The organism is Citrobacter sp. Cf136 (genome assembly GCF_030333815.1).
GTDB classification, from domain to species: domain Bacteria; phylum Pseudomonadota; class Gammaproteobacteria; order Enterobacterales; family Enterobacteriaceae; genus Citrobacter; species Citrobacter freundii.
Window position 1 is genome coordinate 242,383 of record NZ_JAOWFE010000029.1, and the last position, 15,343, is coordinate 257,725.

Genomic DNA, 15,343 nt, shown 5'->3' on the forward strand with positions numbered 1-15,343 from the left:
GTAGGCCGGATTAGGCAAAGCCGACATCCGGCAAGCTATTTTCAGAGGGTGACATCTTCGCACTTTGCCCACATACTGGGCGCTGTTGCTTTTTTGAACCAGGAAACAGAACCTCTGACAATGAATTTACAGCATCACTTTCTAATTGCCATGCCTGCTCTCCAGGATCCAATTTTCCGCCGTTCCGTGGTGTATATCTGCGAACATAATGAGAACGGAGCAATGGGGATTATCGTCAATAAGCCTCTGGAAAACTTACAAATTGAAGGGATTCTGGAAAAGCTGAAGATTACTCCAGAAGAACGCGATCCGGCCATTCGTCTGGATAAGCCCGTGATGCTCGGCGGCCCGCTGGCAGAAGACCGTGGATTTATACTTCATACCCCACCGTCGCGCTTTGCGTCCAGTATTCGCATTTCTGATAACACCATCATCACAACCTCCCGCGATGTATTAGAAACCCTGGGTACGCAGGAACAACCGTCCGAAGTGCTGGTTGCGCTGGGTTATTCATCATGGGAAAAGGGCCAACTGGAACAAGAGTTACTGGATAACGCCTGGCTTACGGCCCCTGCCGATCTCAACATCTTATTCAAAACACCGATTGCCGACCGCTGGCGCGATGCGGCGAAGCTTATCGGGATAGATATTCAGACCATGCCCGGCGTGGCGGGACACGCATGATGAGCGGAACATTACTCTCTTTTGATTTTGGTACGAAAAGTATCGGCGTCGCCGTGGGTCAGCGCATTACCGGTACGGCCAGGCCATTGCCCGCCATCAAAGCACAGGACGGTACGCCAGACTGGAATTTGATTGAACGCCTGCTGAAAGAGTGGCAACCGGATGAAATCATTGTCGGCCTGCCGCTCAACATGGATGGCACCGAGCAGCCCCTTACCGCACGCGCACGTAAATTCGCTAATCGCATTCATGGTCGCTTTGGCGTAACCGTAACGCTGCACGATGAACGTTTGAGCACCGTCGAAGCCCGCTCAGGCCTGTTTGAGCAAGGCGGTTACCGGGCGTTGAATAAAGGCAAAGTGGACTCCGCTTCTGCCGTTATTATCCTGGAAAGCTATTTCGAGCAGGGCTATTAAAGCCGCCCCTGCGCCTGTCGCTGCTGCAAACTTTGTGCAAATGTCTGCATACCTGTCTGCTGCCCGGTTTGAATCACGCCGGGTAGCTGATGCGTTTTCCCTTCGCGGATCAAATTGCCCACGGCGGGCGTGTTGACGAGTAGTTCGAATAGCGCCACGCGTCCCCCCTGCTTATCCTCCTCCAGTTTTTGCGAAAGAACCGCCCGCAGGCTGTCTGCCAGTTGGTTACGCACAGGATCTTTCTCTGTTGCTGCAAAGGAATCCACCAGCCGCGCGATGGCCTGCGCCGCACCTCGCGTATGTAACGTTGCCAGCACCAGATGTCCGGTTTCCGCCGCCGTTAATGCCAGCCGAATGGTTTCCACGTCGCGCAGCTCGCCCAGCAAAATAACGTCGGGATCTTCGCGTAGCACACCGCGCAAACCGGTGGCGAAAGAGGCGCAGTGTGCGCCCACCTCCCGCTGTTGAATCAGACAACGTCGGCTGGTGTAGCGATATTCAATAGGATCTTCCAGCGTCAGAATGTGCCCCTCAATATGCTGATTAAGATACTCCACCATCGCCGCCAGGGTCGTAGATTTACCGCTGCCGGTAGCGCCTGTCACCAGAATCAACCCATTTTCACTGTGAAGCAGTTCAGGTATGACCGCGGGAGGCTGAAGATCGTCTAAATGAGGACAATCCAGCGGTAGCAGTCTTAGCGCCAGCGAGGTTCCCTGCTGATGGACAAATGCGCTGGCGCGCAGCCGCCGGGAGTCCGTCAGGGTAACGGCAAAATCAATCTGCCCTTGCTCCTGCAACTGTACCTGTTGTTGCTCACTGAGCCAGCACATCAGCAGATTCTCTACGTCAGGCGTGGTAAACGGTGCGCTTTCGACTTTTCCACGCCTGCGCCAACGCGCGGGCCATGCATTGCACAGGTGTAGATCCGACACGTTATGCTTTACACTAAGGGCCACTATTTCTTCCATATTCATATGAACATCCTCGGAAAATGAACGATATCGCGCATAACCTGGCACATGTCCGGGACAAAATCTCAGCCGCCGCGACGCGTTGCGGGCGGTCTTCAGAAGAAGTTATGTTGCTTGCAGTCAGCAAAACCAAACCTGCGAGCGCCATCGAAGAAGCCATTACCGCAGGGCAGCGTGCCTTCGGTGAAAACTATGTCCAGGAAGGGGTGGATAAAATCCGCTACTTTCAGGAAAAAGGCGTCAACGATCTGCAGTGGCACTTTATCGGCCCGCTGCAGTCCAACAAAAGTCGTCTGGTCGCCGAGCACTTTGACTGGTGCCATACGATCGACCGTCTACGTATCGCTGCCCGTCTGAGCGAACAGCGCCCGGCAGACCTGCAGCCGCTGAATGTGCTGATCCAGATTAATATCAGCGATGAGAACAGTAAGTCAGGGATTCCGCTGGCAGAGCTTGATGCCTTGGCCGCTGAAGTCGATGCGCTGCCGCGCATTACCCTGCGTGGTTTGATGGCTATTCCCGCTCCTGAGTCAGATTATGTAAGGCAGTTTGAAGTTGCACAGCAAATGGCTGTAGCATTTGCCGGGTTGAAAACACGCTATCCAAATATCGATACGCTCTCGCTGGGGATGTCTGATGATATGGATGCCGCTATCGCGGCGGGTAGCACGATGGTGCGCATCGGCACTGCCATTTTTGGTGCTCGTGATTACACTAAAAAATAAGGAAAATTAAGGAACACCATGAATACGTTGACCTTCCTGCTCTCAACGGTAATTGAGCTGTATACCATGGCGCTGCTGCTGCGCGTGTGGATGCAATGGTCTCGCTGCGATTTCTACAACCCGTTCTCGCAGTTTATTGTGAAAATCACTCAGCCCATTATTGGGCCGTTACGCCGTATTATTCCGCCAATGGGGCCCATTGACAGCGCATCAGCATTAGTCGCGCTCGTTCTCAGCTTTATCAAAGCCATCGTGCTATTTAAGGTGGTCACGTTCCAGCCGATCATCTGGATCGCCGCCGTGCTGATTGTCCTGAAGACCATTGGGCTGCTGATTTTCTGGGTGCTGCTGGTAATGGCGATTATGAGCTGGGTCAGCCAGGGTCGCAGCCCGGTGGAGTACGTGCTGATTCAACTGGCGGATCCGCTGTTGCGTCCTATCCGTCGCATACTTCCAGGCATGGGCGGGATCGATTTCTCCCCAATGATTCTGGTTCTGCTGCTCTATGTCATTAACATGGGTATCGCGGAAGTGTTGCAGGCGACAGGCAACATGCTGCTGCCGGGGCTGTGGATGGCGCTATGAGTGCCGTTACACCCTGCGACGACGGTCTGGTTTTACGGCTCTATATTCAGCCGAAAGCCAGCCGTGACAGTATTGTGGGTTTACATGGCGACGAAGTTAAAGTCGCCATTACCGCCCCGCCGGTCGATGGACAAGCCAACAGCCATCTGGTGAAGTTTCTCGGCAAACAGTTCCGCGTAGCGAAAAGCCAGGTCGTTATTGAGAAGGGCGAGCTTGGTCGTCACAAACAGGTTAAAATTATTCATCCGCAACAGATCCCGCCCGAAATTGCGGCGCTAACTGATTAGGTATCCCATGCAAAAAGTTGTCCTCGCGACCGGCAATGCCGGTAAAGTGCGTGAACTCGCCTCTCTTCTGAGTGATTTCGGTCTTGATGTTGTTGCCCAAACGGATCTGGGAGTTGATTCTGCAGAAGAGACCGGACTGACGTTTATTGAGAACGCCATTCTGAAGGCGCGTCATGCCGCGCAAATTACGGGTTTGCCAGCCATTGCTGATGACTCCGGCCTGGCAGTAAATGCCCTTGGCGGCGCGCCGGGTATCTATTCAGCCCGCTATTCCGGCGAAGATGCGACCGATCAGCAGAACCTGGAAAAACTGCTGCACACCCTGCGGGATGTCCCGGATGACCAGCGTCAGGCGCAATTCCACTGCGTGCTGGTGTATATGCGCCATGCGGACGATCCCACGCCTTTAGTGTGCCACGGAAGCTGGCCGGGCGTGATTACCCGTGAACCGGCCGGAAACGGTGGTTTTGGTTACGACCCAATCTTTTTTGTGCCGTCCGAAGGAAAAACAGCTGCTGAGCTGACCCGCGAAGAAAAAAGTGCGATTTCTCACCGCGGACAGGCACTGAAGCTGCTGCTGGATGCCCTGCGCAATGGTTAACCTTCCGCCGCTAAGTCTTTATATTCACATCCCCTGGTGCGTGCAGAAATGCCCGTACTGCGACTTTAACTCGCATGCGCTTAAGGGCGAGGTTCCTCATGACGACTATGTTCAGCACCTGCTGAGCGATCTGGATACTGAGGTGGCCCACGCCCAGGGGCGGGAAGTAAAGACAATTTTTATCGGTGGTGGTACGCCGAGCCTGCTTTCTGGCCCGGCAATGCAAACGCTGCTCGACGGCGTGCGTGCACGGCTGAATCTGGCCGCAGATGCAGAAATCACAATGGAGGCGAATCCCGGGACGGTGGAAGCCGATCGCTTTGTTGATTATCAACGCGCTGGCGTAAACCGTATCTCAATTGGCGTACAGAGCTTTAGCTCCGCCAAACTCGAGCGTCTGGGACGTATTCACGGGCCGGAAGAAGCCAAACGAGCAGCACACCTGGCGAGCGGTCTGGGGCTACGCAGCTTTAACCTCGACCTGATGCATGGTTTGCCAGATCAGACGCTGGAAGAGGCGCTGGGCGATTTACAGCAGGCCATCGCGCTCAACCCACCGCATCTTTCCTGGTATCAGTTGACCATCGAACCCAACACGCTGTTCGGTTCCCGACCGCCTGTTTTACCAGACGATGATGCGCTGTGGGATATTTTTGAGCAAGGCCACCAGTTGCTGACCGCCGCCGGGTATCAACAGTACGAAACCTCAGCCTATGCGAAGCCGGGCTATCAGTGTCAGCACAACCTTAATTACTGGCGTTTTGGCGACTATCTCGGTATTGGCTGCGGCGCGCATGGCAAAATTACGTTCCCGGACGGGCGCATTCTGCGTACCACCAAAACGCGGCATCCGCGTGGCTACATGCAAGGGCGTTATCTCGAAAGCCAGCGTGATGTCGCCGAAGCCGATAAGCCGTTCGAGTTCTTTATGAACCGTTTCCGGTTGCTTGAGGCCGCGCCTCGCGCGGAGTTCAGACAATATACCGGGCTTACCGAGGACGTTATTCGTCGACAGATCGATGAGGCTATTTCCCAGGGCTACCTGAGTGAATGCGATGAATACTGGCAGATTACTCAACACGGTAAGCTGTTTTTGAACTCTCTGTTGGAGCTGTTTCTGGCGGAGTAATACGGTAACGATGTAGGCCGGATAAGGCCTTGAGCCGCATCCGGCAAATTGCCTGATGGCGCTGCGCTTATCAGGCCTACAGGGTTAGGTCGATGAGCGCAGCCACCTTCAGTCATTAATACTGATTAAACATTTCCTGGATCTGTTTAGGATCCTTGGTTTGAGTCAGCGCAAGCTGCAGCAGAACACGTGCTTTTTGCGGGTTCAGGGAACCTGAAGCCACAAATCCGTATTTTGCATCATCAACTTCTGCGTCCTGCGTGGTGGCACCCGTTGGTACACGAGATGAACGCACCACAACGGTACCTTTATGCGCGGCGGTTGCCAGCGTATCGAAAATGGTTTTATACAAGTTACCGTTACCTACACCTGCACTAACGATCCCTGCGTAACCCGCATCTACCAGTGCTTTTGCCGGCAGATCGGAGGCGTTAGCATAGTTGTAAACAATCCCAACTTTCGGCAACTCGGTCAGCTTAGAAACATCGAACGGAGTAGACGTGGTGTGCTTACGCGCAGGCGTACGCTGGTAGTCGATTTTACCGTTATGAATGTAACCCAACGGGCCGTAGTTAACGGATTTGAAGGTAGCAACGTCGGTAGTGTTGGTTTTAGTCACGTCGCGACCATCCATAACGGTGTCGTTCATCACCACCAGCACTCCGCGGTTGGCAGAGGCTTTGTCTGCGGCAGTTACCACTGCGTTATACAGGTTGAACGGGCCATCAGCACTCATACCCGTAGATGGACGCATGGCGCCGACCAGCACGACCGGCTTGTTGCACTTGACGGTCAGGTCGAGGAAATAGGCGGTTTCTTCCATGGTATCCGTACCATGTGTCACCACGAAGCCGTCGGTTTTATCACACTCGGTATTAATCTTTTTGGCCAGCGTTAACCAGACTTCGTCATTCATATCCTGGGAGCCGATGTTCACCACCTGCTCGCCTTTAACGACAGCGATATCTTTCAACTGAGGAACGGCCTCAACCAGATTTTCTACGCCAACCTTGCCTGCCGTGTAGTTAGATTTTGTCGCGGAATCACCGCCACCAGCAATCGTCCCGCCGGTCGCTAAAATAGTGATATTTGGCAGTGCAAGCGCCGCGCCGCTGAAACCCATAACCAGTGCGGCAAGCGCCGTTTTCTTGAAAAACTCCATGTTATTTCTCCAGTTACTTGAATTTGCAGCATTATGTCTATCCTACAGATGAATAATGTGACGAGTTCCAATTAACCAGATTTATATCTCCATCAAATTGCCATTCTTAGAGATGGATATCAAAAAAACAGAAAAGTACAAAATAAAACGGCGCAGAATGTTTCTGCGCCGTTAAAAAGAGGTGAAGATTATTTCAGAGTGCTAACCAGCGTTTTACGATCGTTTTCCAGCGTCACGACGCGGGCACAAACATCTTTGCCAAACTGTTGGAAGTCTTGTTCCTGATTCTTCCATTCGTTTTGAATTGAAGTTTGCAAGCCACCAAGGCTACCGAGCACGCCCTGCAACGGATTACCACCACCTTTGAGTACGGCTTTGGCACCCATTTCGTTGATGCTGTCCTGCAAAATACCGCCCATCGCCTGATTAACCAGCTGTTGTCCGTCCGCGCGAACTTGATCAATCGCCTTATAATGGAAGGTCAGGCCATCAGTTCGATGCTCGATGATACGGTTCATCTGCTCTTTCAATTGCGCATCCAGCTTGGTTAAGCGGCCACGCATGTTGCTGCTTTCACCGACCTCTTTGGCGATGATTTTATCCAGCGCCACGCGACCTTTCTCTACGCGCGCTCTGGCACCTTCGTCAATCCACGGCAGGCTGCTACGCAACGCCGCCTGATAATCTTTGGCCTGCTCACGCTGTGCGGCGTTCAGGCTGTACTGTTTACCGTTGAAGGTGACATCGCCGGTCTGGGTAATAATCAGGTCGCCGTTCTCGCCCTTCACCTGCACCGTTTGTGGGCTCAAAATCACATCGTCACGCGGGGTGACGCTGCACTGGTAATCTGCATGTGCGGCCATCGCCGTGAACGTTAGGACTGCCGCCAGCAGCGTTTTGCGCATCATATCTTTCCCTCAAGACAAATCGGGCCGGCATTTGCCGACCCTGTGCTACTTAGTCCCACCAAATATCGAAAAGTTCGCTGGTACGCACTTCTTCTAGTTTGTGCTCTTCCAGCCACTTACGCACGATTGCCTGGTGTTCTTCGGTGCATTTGCCGATTTCCTGCAGACAGATCAGACCTTCCCAGGCCAGATAGCCGCTGCCGTCAAAAGCCAGCTTGTTCGGTTCGATAACTTCATTGATAAAGTCATCAACGATTTGATCGACCTGCTCTCCAGATGTACCTTCCGGGAAACGCCATGCAACCGAAAATCCTACTTCCTGGAACTCTTCGATGTGCATCTTTTTACGCAGACGACGGCTACGGTTCTTTGCCATTATTTCACCCTCTCGAACATTAAGTCCCATACGCCGTGGCCAAGACGATGACCACGTTGTTCAAATTTGGTTACCGGGCGCGATTGTGGGCGCGGTACATAATCGTTACTCTCGGACTGGTTTTTATACCCGTCAATGGAGGACATCACTTCCAGCATATGTTCCGCATAAGCTTCCCAGTCGGTTGCCATGTGGAATACGCCGCCCAGCTTCAGCTTACTTAAGATATGCTCAGCAAACGGTACCTGAACGATACGGCGTTTATTATGACGTGCTTTATGCCACGGGTCAGGGAAAAACAACTGAACCATAGATAAAGAATTGTCAGGAATCATTTTATGCAGGACTTCAACGGCATCATGGCACATGACGCGCAGGTTCTCGACACCCTCTTCATGGGCTGAAGCCAGACACGCACCAACGCCCGGCGAGTGAACCTCAATGCCAAGGAAATTCTGTTCCGGACGCGCTTTCGCCATTGCGACCAGCGACGCTCCCATACCAAAACCGATTTCCAGCGTGACTGGCGCATCACGGCCAAACAGTTCTGCGAAATTTACAGGCTCTTCGCTGAACTCAACGCCCATCACCGGCCAGTAGTTTTCCAGCGCGTGCTCCTGCCCTTTCGTCAGTCGCCCCTGGCGACGAACAAAACTACGAATCCGGCGCAGAGGGCGGCCGTTTTCATCAAATTCCGGTGAAATGACGTCGTTCTTCATAAAAGTTTAGTCTGCTGTGTTTGAGTTCTGAAAACGGGCATTATCCAAAGTTAGTTGCCGGATGCAAGTAAAGGAAGAAAGTGAGCAGCGGAAAGTTCCGGTTTACACCCCGTTGCCGCTGTGCTGCAATCTTGCCCCCGGCAATAATGAAACGGTAATCATGCAAGCGTCTCAATTCTCGGCTCAAGTTTTGAGCTGGTACGACAAATACGGGCGGAAAACGCTGCCCTGGCAAATTGATAAGACGCCTTACAAAGTATGGCTCTCTGAGGTAATGCTGCAACAAACTCAGGTTGCGACCGTTATCCCTTATTTTGAGCGCTTTATGGCGCGCTTCCCAACGGTAACGGATTTAGCCCATGCGCCGCTGGATGAGGTTCTGCATTTGTGGACCGGGCTGGGTTATTACGCCCGAGCGCGTAATCTGCATAAAGCCGCGCAGCAGGTTGTCACGCTGCATAGCGGTATATTTCCGCAAACTTTTGATGAGGTGGCCGCCCTACCTGGCGTCGGTCGCTCAACCGCAGGCGCGATCCTTTCCCTCTCTCTGGGTCAGCATTTTCCGATTCTCGACGGTAACGTCAAACGCGTGCTGGCTCGCTGTTATGCTGTAAGCGGCTGGCCGGGTAAAAAAGAGGTCGAAAAGAAGCTGTGGGAGTTGAGCGAGCAGGTGACGCCCGCCCATGGCGTTGAGCGTTTTAATCAGGCGATGATGGATTTAGGCGCCATGGTCTGTACGCGCTCAAAACCTAAATGTTCGCTGTGTCCGTTGGAAAATGGCTGTGTGGCCAGCGCCAATGCAAGCTGGGCGTTGTACCCGGGTAAAAAACCCAAGCAAACGCTGCCGGAACGAACGGGCTATTTTTTACTGATGCAGCATGATGACGAAGTGCTGCTCGCACAGCGACCGCCCAGCGGCTTATGGGGTGGTTTATACTGTTTTCCACAGTTTGACGACGAAGATGGACTGCGCAACTGGCTGGCGCAACGGCAAATTAACGCAGATAATCTGACCCAACTTAATGCGTTTCGCCATACCTTTAGCCATTTCCACTTAGACATTGTGCCTATGTGGCTTCCTGTGTCTTCATTCGGCTCATGCATGGATGAAGGCAACGCGCTCTGGTATAACTTAGCGCAACCGCCGTCGGTCGGACTGGCGGCTCCCGTGGAGCGTTTGTTACAGCAATTACGTGCCGGTACACACGTTTAACGTACCGGTCGATAGAGAGGATTTTTTATGAGCAGAACGATTTTTTGCACTTTCCTGCAACGCGAAGCAGAAGGCCAGGATTTTCAGCTGTACCCGGGCGATCTGGGGAAACGCATCTACAACGAGATTTCTAAAGAAGCATGGGCGCAATGGCAGCATAAGCAAACCATGCTGATTAACGAGAAGAAGCTCAATATGATGAACGTTGAGCATCGTAAACTGCTTGAGCAGGAGATGATCAACTTCCTGTTTGAAGGCAAAGACGTGCATATTGAAGGCTATACACCAGAGTCTTAAGAACCGTTGCCGGATGGCGCTGCGCTTATCCGGCCTACGATTTACTCTGGTCCTTGCAAATAACAAACACAACACGCACTCCCGGAATGATGAAAAAATTTCTCGCGCTTGCCGTTATTGCGCCGTTGCTCATCTCCTGTTCCAGTTCGACCAAAAAAGGCGATTCCTATAACGAAGCCTGGGTCAAGGATACCAACGGTTTTGATATTCTGATGGGGCAATTTGCCCATAACATTGAGAATTTGTGGGGATTTAAGGAAGTGCTGATTGCGGGTCCAAAGGACTACGTAAAGTATACCGATCAGTATCAAACCCGCAGCCATATCAACTTTGATGACGGTACGATAACCGTCGAGACCATTGCCGGGACAGATCCCGCCGGACACCTGCGTCGGGCGATTATCAAGACATTGCTGATGGGCGATGATCCGGGTTCTATCGATCTCTATTCCGATGTCGACGACATTAAGATTTCCAAAGAGCCGTTCCTGTACGGGCAGGTGGTCGATAATACCGGCCAGCCCATTCGTTGGGAGGGGCGTGCCACCAATTTCGCTGACTATCTGCTGAAAACACGCCTGAAAAGCCGCAGCAATGGTATTCGCATCATCTATAGCGTGACGATCAACCTGGTACCGAACCACCTTGATAAGCGCGCGCATAAATACGTCGGCATGGTGCGTCAGGCTTCGCGTAAGTATGGCGTCGATGAGTCGCTGATTCTGGCCATCATGCAAACCGAATCCTCATTTAACCCATATGCGGTCAGCCATGCCGATGCGCTGGGACTGATGCAGGTGGTACAGCACAGCGCCGGGAAAGATGTGTTTCGCTCGCAAGGGCGCTCCGGCACACCGAGCCGTAGCTTCCTGTTTGACCCGGCCAGCAACATTGATACCGGTACCGCCTATCTGGCTATGCTCAACAATGTCTATTTAGGCGGCATTGATAATCCAACGTCCCGTCGCTACGCGGTGATCACGGCATATAACGGCGGTGCGGGCAGCGTGCTGCGCGTTTTCTCGAACGATAAAATCCAGGCAGCGAATATTATCAACAGCATGACCCCGGGGGACGTTTATCAAACGCTGACTACCCGACATCCGTCGGCTGAATCACGCCGATACCTTTACAAGGTCAATTCCGCACAAAAATCATATCGACGCCGCTAATATATCCCCTCTTCTGCCCCGGTAAACGGGGCCCGGAAGAGGGTAAAGTGTTAACTCCATCACTCTTTTGCTTTGCAATCAGAAATTGTTTGCAAATATTTGTCACAGGTAACAAAAAAAGAGTGTCCCTCGTTGATAGAATCACATCATCAAGCCCCGGCAAATGTGCCTTTTAAAACATTCATCCGCATTACGGTGTGAGGAAATTAACATGAATCTTAAGCTGCAGCTGAAAGTGCTCTCGTTTCTGCAGTTCTGCTTATGGGGTAGTTGGCTCACTACCCTCGGCTCCTATATGTTTGTCACCCTAAAATTCGATGGTGCATCCATTGGCGCAGTGTATAGCTCGCTGGGGATCGCCGCCGTGTTTATGCCTACGCTGTTAGGGATCGTGGCCGACAAATGGATCAGTGCGAAATGGGTGTACGCCATTTGTCACCTGGTCGGTGCAGCAACGCTGTTCGCCGCAGCCGAAGTCACCACCCCAGGCGCGATGTTCTTTGTGATCTTGCTTAACTCTTTGGCCTATATGCCAACGCTGGGGTTAATCAACACCATTTCTTACTATCGCCTGCAGTCAGCCGGGATGGATATCGTAACGGACTTCCCGCCAATCCGTATCTGGGGCACTATCGGCTTTATCATGGCGATGTGGGGCGTGAGCTTCTCCGGCTTCGAGCTGAGTCATATGCAGCTGTATATCGGTGCAACGCTGTCCGTTGTTTTGGCGCTGTTCACGCTGACGCTGCCGCATATTCCGGTGGCTAACCAGCAGAAAAACCAGAGCTGGTCGTCCATGCTGGGCCTGGATGCTTTCGCGCTGTTTAAAAACAAGCGCATGGCGATTTTCTTCATCTTCTCAATGATGCTGGGCGCGGAACTGCAGATTACCAATATGTTCGGTAATACCTTCCTGCACAGTTTCGATAACAACCCGCTGTTCTCCGGTAGCTTCATCGTTGAACACGCCTCGGTGATGATGTCGATCTCGCAGATTTCCGAGACGCTGTTTATCCTGACCATCCCGTTCTTCTTGAGCCGTTACGGTATTAAGAATGTAATGCTTATCAGTATTGTGGCGTGGATGCTGCGTTTCGGCCTGTTTGCCTACGGCGATCCGACACCGTTCGGTACCGTGCTGCTGGTTCTGTCGATGATTGTTTACGGCTGCGCCTTCGACTTCTTCAACATCTCTGGCTCGGTATTCGTGGAGAAAGAAGTTCGCCCTGAAATCCGCGCTAGCGCACAGGGTATGTTCCTGATGATGACCAACGGCTTCGGTTGTATTCTGGGCGGACTGGTGAGCGGTAAAGTAGTTGAACACTATACGCTGAACGGTATTACCGACTGGCAGACCGTGTGGCTGATCTTCGCAGGTTACTCGCTGGTTCTGGCTTTTGCCTTCGTGGCGCTGTTTAAATATAAACACGTACGCGTTCCGGCAGGAACCCAGACTATCGCGCACTAACGTTTACGCAGAGAAAAGCGGGTTGCCAAAAGGTAACCCGCTTTTTTTGCGCTTACTTCACAACATATCCATACAGACGCTTAATACCATCTGCATCCGTTTCGCTGTAAACACCTTGCAACTCCGGCGAAAAGCCCGGCAGCAGATTTACACCCTCTTCCAGCGCCAGGAAATAACGTTGCACCGCCCCGCCCCAGATTTCACCCGGTACCACGCACAGCACGCCCGGAGGATAAGGCAGCGCACCTTCTGCCGCAACGCGACCTGCGGCATCACAAATACGCACCAGTTCGACATCACCACGGATAAAGGCGCTGTTGGCATCCTGCGGGTTCATCGCCACGGCAGGCAAACTCTCCTGTCGGAACATCGCTTTTTGCAGATCCTTCACATCAAAGCTGACGTATAAATCGTGCATCTCCTGACACAGTTCACGCAGCGTGTAATCCCGATAGCGTACCGGATACTTGTTGAAGATGGTGGGCAGCACATCTGCCAGCGGCGTATCGTCCTCAATATGCTGCTCAAACTGCGCCAGCATCGCCACCAGTTGCGCCAGTTTCTCGGTGCTTTCTGCCGGGGTCAGCAGGAACAGAATCGAGTTAAGGTCGCATTTCTCCGGAACAATGCCGTTTTCACGCAGGTAATGCGCCAGAATCGTCGCCGGAATACCAAACTCAGTATATTGCCCGGTTTGCGCATCAATGCCCGGAGTAGTTAACAACAGCTTGCAGGGATCAACGAAGTACTGGTCGCGCGCGTAGCCGGAAAAACCATGCCATTTAGCACCCGGTTCAAAGCTAAAGAAGCGGCGCTCGCTGGCAATCACCTGCGTCGGATAGCTTTCCCACGGCTTACCATCAACTACCGGAGGAATAAACGGCTGAATCATCTTACAGTGGGTAAGAATCGCTTTACGGGCCTCAATGCCCAGCGCTACACACTCCGCCCATAGCCGACGCCCACTCTCGCCTTCATGGATTTTGGCGTTAACATCCAGCGCCGCAAACAGCGGGTAAAACGGACTAGTGGAAGCATGCAGCATAAATGCATTGTTCAGACGCTTATGCGGACAGAACCGCGCCTGACCGCGAATATGGTTATCCTTTTTGTGGATCTGCGAGGTTTGCGAGAATCCGGCCTGCTGTTTGTGTACCGACTGGGTGACAAAGATCCCCGGATCGTCAGCATTGAGCTCCAGTAGCAGCGGTGACCCATCGGCCATCATCGGAATAAATTGCTCGTAGCCAACCCAGGCAGAATCAAACAGGATGTAATCGCACAGGCTACCGATCTTGTCGATCACCTGCCGGGCGTTGTAGATCGTACCGTCATAGGTACCAAGCTGAATGATTGCAAGACGGAACGGGCGCGGCTGGTCAGCCTTGTGCGGCGCAACGTCACGCAGTTGCTGGCGCAGATACGCCTCATCAAAGCAGTGCTCGTCAATACCGCCAATAAAGCCAAACGGATTACGCGCCGCTTCCAGATAAACCGGCGTCGCGCCTGCCTGGATCAGCGCACCGTGGTGGTTGGACTTATGGTTGTTGCGGTCAAACAGCACCAGATCGCCGCGCGTCAGCAGCGCGTTGGTGACCACTTTATTCGCCGCAGAGGTTCCGTTCAGCACAAAGTAGGTTTTATCCGCGTGAAAAACTTTCGCGGCAAATTTCTGCGCATGTTTCGCTGATCCCTCATGAATCAGCAGATCGCCCAGCTTAACGTCAGCGTTGCACATATCCGCGCGGAACAGGTTCTCGCCAAAGAACTCATAGAAATGTCGGCCCGCCGGATGCTTCTTAAAAAACTCACCGTGCTGGTGCCCCGGGCAGGCAAACGTGCTGTTCCCCATTTCGACATACTGGGTAAGGGTGTCATAGAACGGCGGCAGCAACTCTTCCTCATACTGGCAGGCAGCAGACTCCAGCTCCAGCCAGTCCTGAGCCTGACCGCAAATCACCGCGTTAACGCCCGCAGGTACATCGACATCAGACTCTGCGAACAAAAACACCGGTATATGAAAACCAGTGCGTTTCAGCAAAGCCAGGATCCCACTGCGGCTGTCCGCAACGGTAATGACGACTGCCGCGACGTCAGTAAAATCGGTGCTGTCCAGCGCAACCACCTGGCGATGGCTGGAAAGACGAGAAGCCAGTTCACCACTGGCGGCAATTTTCATTGATTTCATAAGCACAATAACCCGTTTCGGGAAAATCAAAAGTCCCGGGCAAAGCCGCATTGCTTTGCCCACGAAATGACGGGTCAAACTGGTTACCAGCCCCGACCGCCAGACATCAGTAAAAGCAGATAGCCTCTGATCTTACTGTTATCCTGCAGTGAGCGTACGCTGCCCTCACCGCATGGTGGGAGCGTGAAGATAAGTCGCAGGAAGGGGCGAACGTCGCGCAAAAAGGCGATATTGAAGGCGATGTAGGGGGAGTAAGATCATCCCAGGCAGCCTCATTCAGACAGGAGAAAATTCGCGCAATCATGGCACCTTTCACCTATAGGCGCAAGATAAAATCCTGTGCTTAAACCTCACAGATAAACAAGCATTTCGTCTGAAAATAGCGGCATAATAATGCAATCTGAAACATAATTTCACCCAAACAGTTGCCTTTAACATC

The 15,343-nt window shown here is 52.7% G+C and carries 17 protein-coding genes; 11 read left to right on the forward strand and 6 right to left on the reverse strand.

The features are described 5' to 3' along the window. The first annotated feature begins 120 nt into the window (after positions 1 to 120). A complete protein-coding gene (locus tag OGV98_RS01710; protein WP_003027086.1) occupies positions 121 to 684 on the forward strand; it encodes a YqgE/AlgH family protein in 564 nt (187 codons plus the stop codon). Further along, the gene (gene ruvX, locus OGV98_RS01715) at positions 684 to 1,100 is read left to right on the forward strand and encodes a Holliday junction resolvase RuvX (protein ID WP_006686843.1); all 417 of its coding nucleotides are present in this window, start codon (positions 684 to 686) and stop codon (positions 1,098 to 1,100) included. Before OGV98_RS01710 ends, ruvX begins: the two co-directional genes overlap by 1 nt. Here ruvX and OGV98_RS01720 read toward each other — a convergent pair. Next, a complete protein-coding gene (locus OGV98_RS01720; protein ID WP_200011500.1) occupies positions 1,097 to 2,077 on the reverse strand; it encodes a type IV pilus twitching motility protein PilT in 981 nt (326 codons plus the stop codon). The two genes, ruvX and OGV98_RS01720, sit on opposite strands and share 4 nt — an antisense overlap. A gap of 17 nt (positions 2,078 to 2,094) precedes the next feature. On the opposite strand from OGV98_RS01720, the gene OGV98_RS01725 reads away from it, so the two are divergent. The 5 genes from OGV98_RS01725 to hemW are packed head-to-tail and all read left to right on the forward strand — an operon-like array spanning position 2,095 to position 5,401. After that, entirely contained in the window at positions 2,095 to 2,799 is a 705-nt protein-coding gene (locus OGV98_RS01725; RefSeq protein WP_049015284.1) for a YggS family pyridoxal phosphate-dependent enzyme, read from the forward strand. Positions 2,800 to 2,817: 18 nt separating this feature from the next. Beyond that, complete coding sequence (locus OGV98_RS01730; RefSeq protein WP_003825417.1) at positions 2,818 to 3,384, forward strand: YggT family protein; 567 nt, start codon at positions 2,818 to 2,820, stop codon at positions 3,382 to 3,384. After that, positions 3,381 to 3,671, forward strand: coding sequence for a DUF167 family protein YggU (yggU, locus tag OGV98_RS01735; RefSeq protein WP_003027101.1), 291 nt, complete (start codon positions 3,381 to 3,383; stop codon positions 3,669 to 3,671). Before OGV98_RS01730 ends, yggU begins: the two co-directional genes overlap by 4 nt. A gap of 7 nt (positions 3,672 to 3,678) precedes the next feature. After that, positions 3,679 to 4,272, forward strand: coding sequence for an XTP/dITP diphosphatase (locus OGV98_RS01740; RefSeq protein ID WP_003027104.1), 594 nt, complete (start codon positions 3,679 to 3,681; stop codon positions 4,270 to 4,272). Next, on the forward strand, positions 4,265 to 5,401 hold the full coding sequence (hemW, locus tag OGV98_RS01745) for a radical SAM family heme chaperone HemW (protein ID WP_032937402.1): 1,137 nt from the start codon (positions 4,265 to 4,267) through the stop codon (positions 5,399 to 5,401). The genes OGV98_RS01740 and hemW overlap by 8 nt, the downstream gene beginning before the upstream one ends. A gap of 115 nt (positions 5,402 to 5,516) precedes the next feature. Here the strand turns inward: hemW and ansB are convergent, their stop codons facing one another. From ansB to trmB, 4 genes are all read right to left on the reverse strand, one after another. Continuing rightward, positions 5,517 to 6,563 (reverse strand): L-asparaginase 2, encoded by a 1,047-nt coding sequence (ansB, locus tag OGV98_RS01750; RefSeq protein WP_003027108.1) that lies wholly within the window; start codon positions 6,561 to 6,563, stop codon positions 5,517 to 5,519. A gap of 188 nt (positions 6,564 to 6,751) precedes the next feature. Continuing rightward, entirely contained in the window at positions 6,752 to 7,471 is a 720-nt protein-coding gene (locus tag OGV98_RS01755) for a YggN family protein (RefSeq protein ID WP_032950065.1), read from the reverse strand. Between the two features lie 49 nt (positions 7,472 to 7,520). After that, positions 7,521 to 7,847 carry a YggL family protein gene (locus OGV98_RS01760; protein WP_003027115.1) on the reverse strand — a complete coding sequence of 109 codons (327 nt, stop codon included), beginning with the start codon at positions 7,845 to 7,847 and terminating at the stop codon, positions 7,521 to 7,523. Beyond that, positions 7,847 to 8,566: a tRNA (guanosine(46)-N7)-methyltransferase TrmB gene (trmB, locus tag OGV98_RS01765; RefSeq protein WP_003027117.1), complete on the reverse strand. Its 720-nt coding sequence runs from the start codon at positions 8,564 to 8,566 to the stop codon at positions 7,847 to 7,849. Before trmB ends, OGV98_RS01760 begins: the two co-directional genes overlap by 1 nt. Positions 8,567 to 8,726: 160 nt before the next feature. On the opposite strand from trmB, the gene mutY reads away from it, so the two are divergent. The 4 genes from mutY to OGV98_RS01785 all read left to right on the forward strand — a co-directional run bounded on the left by mutY (position 8,727) and on the right by OGV98_RS01785 (position 12,716). Beyond that, positions 8,727 to 9,779: an A/G-specific adenine glycosylase gene (gene mutY / locus OGV98_RS01770; protein ID WP_032937473.1), complete on the forward strand. Its 1,053-nt coding sequence runs from the start codon at positions 8,727 to 8,729 to the stop codon at positions 9,777 to 9,779. A 27-nt stretch (positions 9,780 to 9,806) separates the two neighbouring features. Next, positions 9,807 to 10,076 (forward strand): oxidative damage protection protein, encoded by a 270-nt coding sequence (locus tag OGV98_RS01775; protein WP_003027126.1) that lies wholly within the window; start codon positions 9,807 to 9,809, stop codon positions 10,074 to 10,076. Positions 10,077 to 10,162: 86 nt separating this feature from the next. Then, positions 10,163 to 11,248, forward strand: a complete 1,086-nt coding sequence (gene mltC, locus OGV98_RS01780) for a membrane-bound lytic murein transglycosylase MltC (RefSeq protein ID WP_049001609.1) — start codon at positions 10,163 to 10,165, stop codon at positions 11,246 to 11,248. Positions 11,249 to 11,459: 211 nt separating this feature from the next. After that, positions 11,460 to 12,716 carry a nucleoside permease gene (locus tag OGV98_RS01785; RefSeq protein WP_003027130.1) on the forward strand — a complete coding sequence of 419 codons (1,257 nt, stop codon included), beginning with the start codon at positions 11,460 to 11,462 and terminating at the stop codon, positions 12,714 to 12,716. A gap of 52 nt (positions 12,717 to 12,768) precedes the next feature. Here OGV98_RS01785 and OGV98_RS01790 read toward each other — a convergent pair whose 3' ends face one another. After that, complete coding sequence (locus tag OGV98_RS01790; protein WP_003838203.1) at positions 12,769 to 14,904, reverse strand: ornithine decarboxylase; 2,136 nt, start codon at positions 14,902 to 14,904, stop codon at positions 12,769 to 12,771. Between the last annotated feature and the right edge of the window lie 439 nt (positions 14,905 to 15,343).

Coding starts and splice junctions, on each gene's coding strand:
- OGV98_RS01710 (WP_003027086.1), top strand. CDS start 121: ATGAATTTACAGCATCACTTTCTAATTGCCATGCCTGCTCTCCAGGAT.
- ruvX (WP_006686843.1), top strand. CDS start 684: ATGAGCGGAACATTACTCTCTTTTGATTTTGGTACGAAAAGTATCGGC.
- OGV98_RS01720 (WP_200011500.1), bottom strand. CDS start 2,077: ATGAATATGGAAGAAATAGTGGCCCTTAGTGTAAAGCATAACGTGTCG.
- OGV98_RS01725 (WP_049015284.1), top strand. CDS start 2,095: ATGAACGATATCGCGCATAACCTGGCACATGTCCGGGACAAAATCTCA.
- OGV98_RS01730 (WP_003825417.1), top strand. CDS start 2,818: ATGAATACGTTGACCTTCCTGCTCTCAACGGTAATTGAGCTGTATACC.
- yggU (WP_003027101.1), top strand. CDS start 3,381: ATGAGTGCCGTTACACCCTGCGACGACGGTCTGGTTTTACGGCTCTAT.
- OGV98_RS01740 (WP_003027104.1), top strand. CDS start 3,679: ATGCAAAAAGTTGTCCTCGCGACCGGCAATGCCGGTAAAGTGCGTGAA.
- hemW (WP_032937402.1), top strand. CDS start 4,265: ATGGTTAACCTTCCGCCGCTAAGTCTTTATATTCACATCCCCTGGTGC.
- ansB (WP_003027108.1), bottom strand. CDS start 6,563: ATGGAGTTTTTCAAGAAAACGGCGCTTGCCGCACTGGTTATGGGTTTC.
- OGV98_RS01755 (WP_032950065.1), bottom strand. CDS start 7,471: ATGATGCGCAAAACGCTGCTGGCGGCAGTCCTAACGTTCACGGCGATG.
- OGV98_RS01760 (WP_003027115.1), bottom strand. CDS start 7,847: ATGGCAAAGAACCGTAGCCGTCGTCTGCGTAAAAAGATGCACATCGAA.
- trmB (WP_003027117.1), bottom strand. CDS start 8,566: ATGAAGAACGACGTCATTTCACCGGAATTTGATGAAAACGGCCGCCCT.
- mutY (WP_032937473.1), top strand. CDS start 8,727: ATGCAAGCGTCTCAATTCTCGGCTCAAGTTTTGAGCTGGTACGACAAA.
- OGV98_RS01775 (WP_003027126.1), top strand. CDS start 9,807: ATGAGCAGAACGATTTTTTGCACTTTCCTGCAACGCGAAGCAGAAGGC.
- mltC (WP_049001609.1), top strand. CDS start 10,163: ATGATGAAAAAATTTCTCGCGCTTGCCGTTATTGCGCCGTTGCTCATC.
- OGV98_RS01785 (WP_003027130.1), top strand. CDS start 11,460: ATGAATCTTAAGCTGCAGCTGAAAGTGCTCTCGTTTCTGCAGTTCTGC.
- OGV98_RS01790 (WP_003838203.1), bottom strand. CDS start 14,904: ATGAAATCAATGAAAATTGCCGCCAGTGGTGAACTGGCTTCTCGTCTT.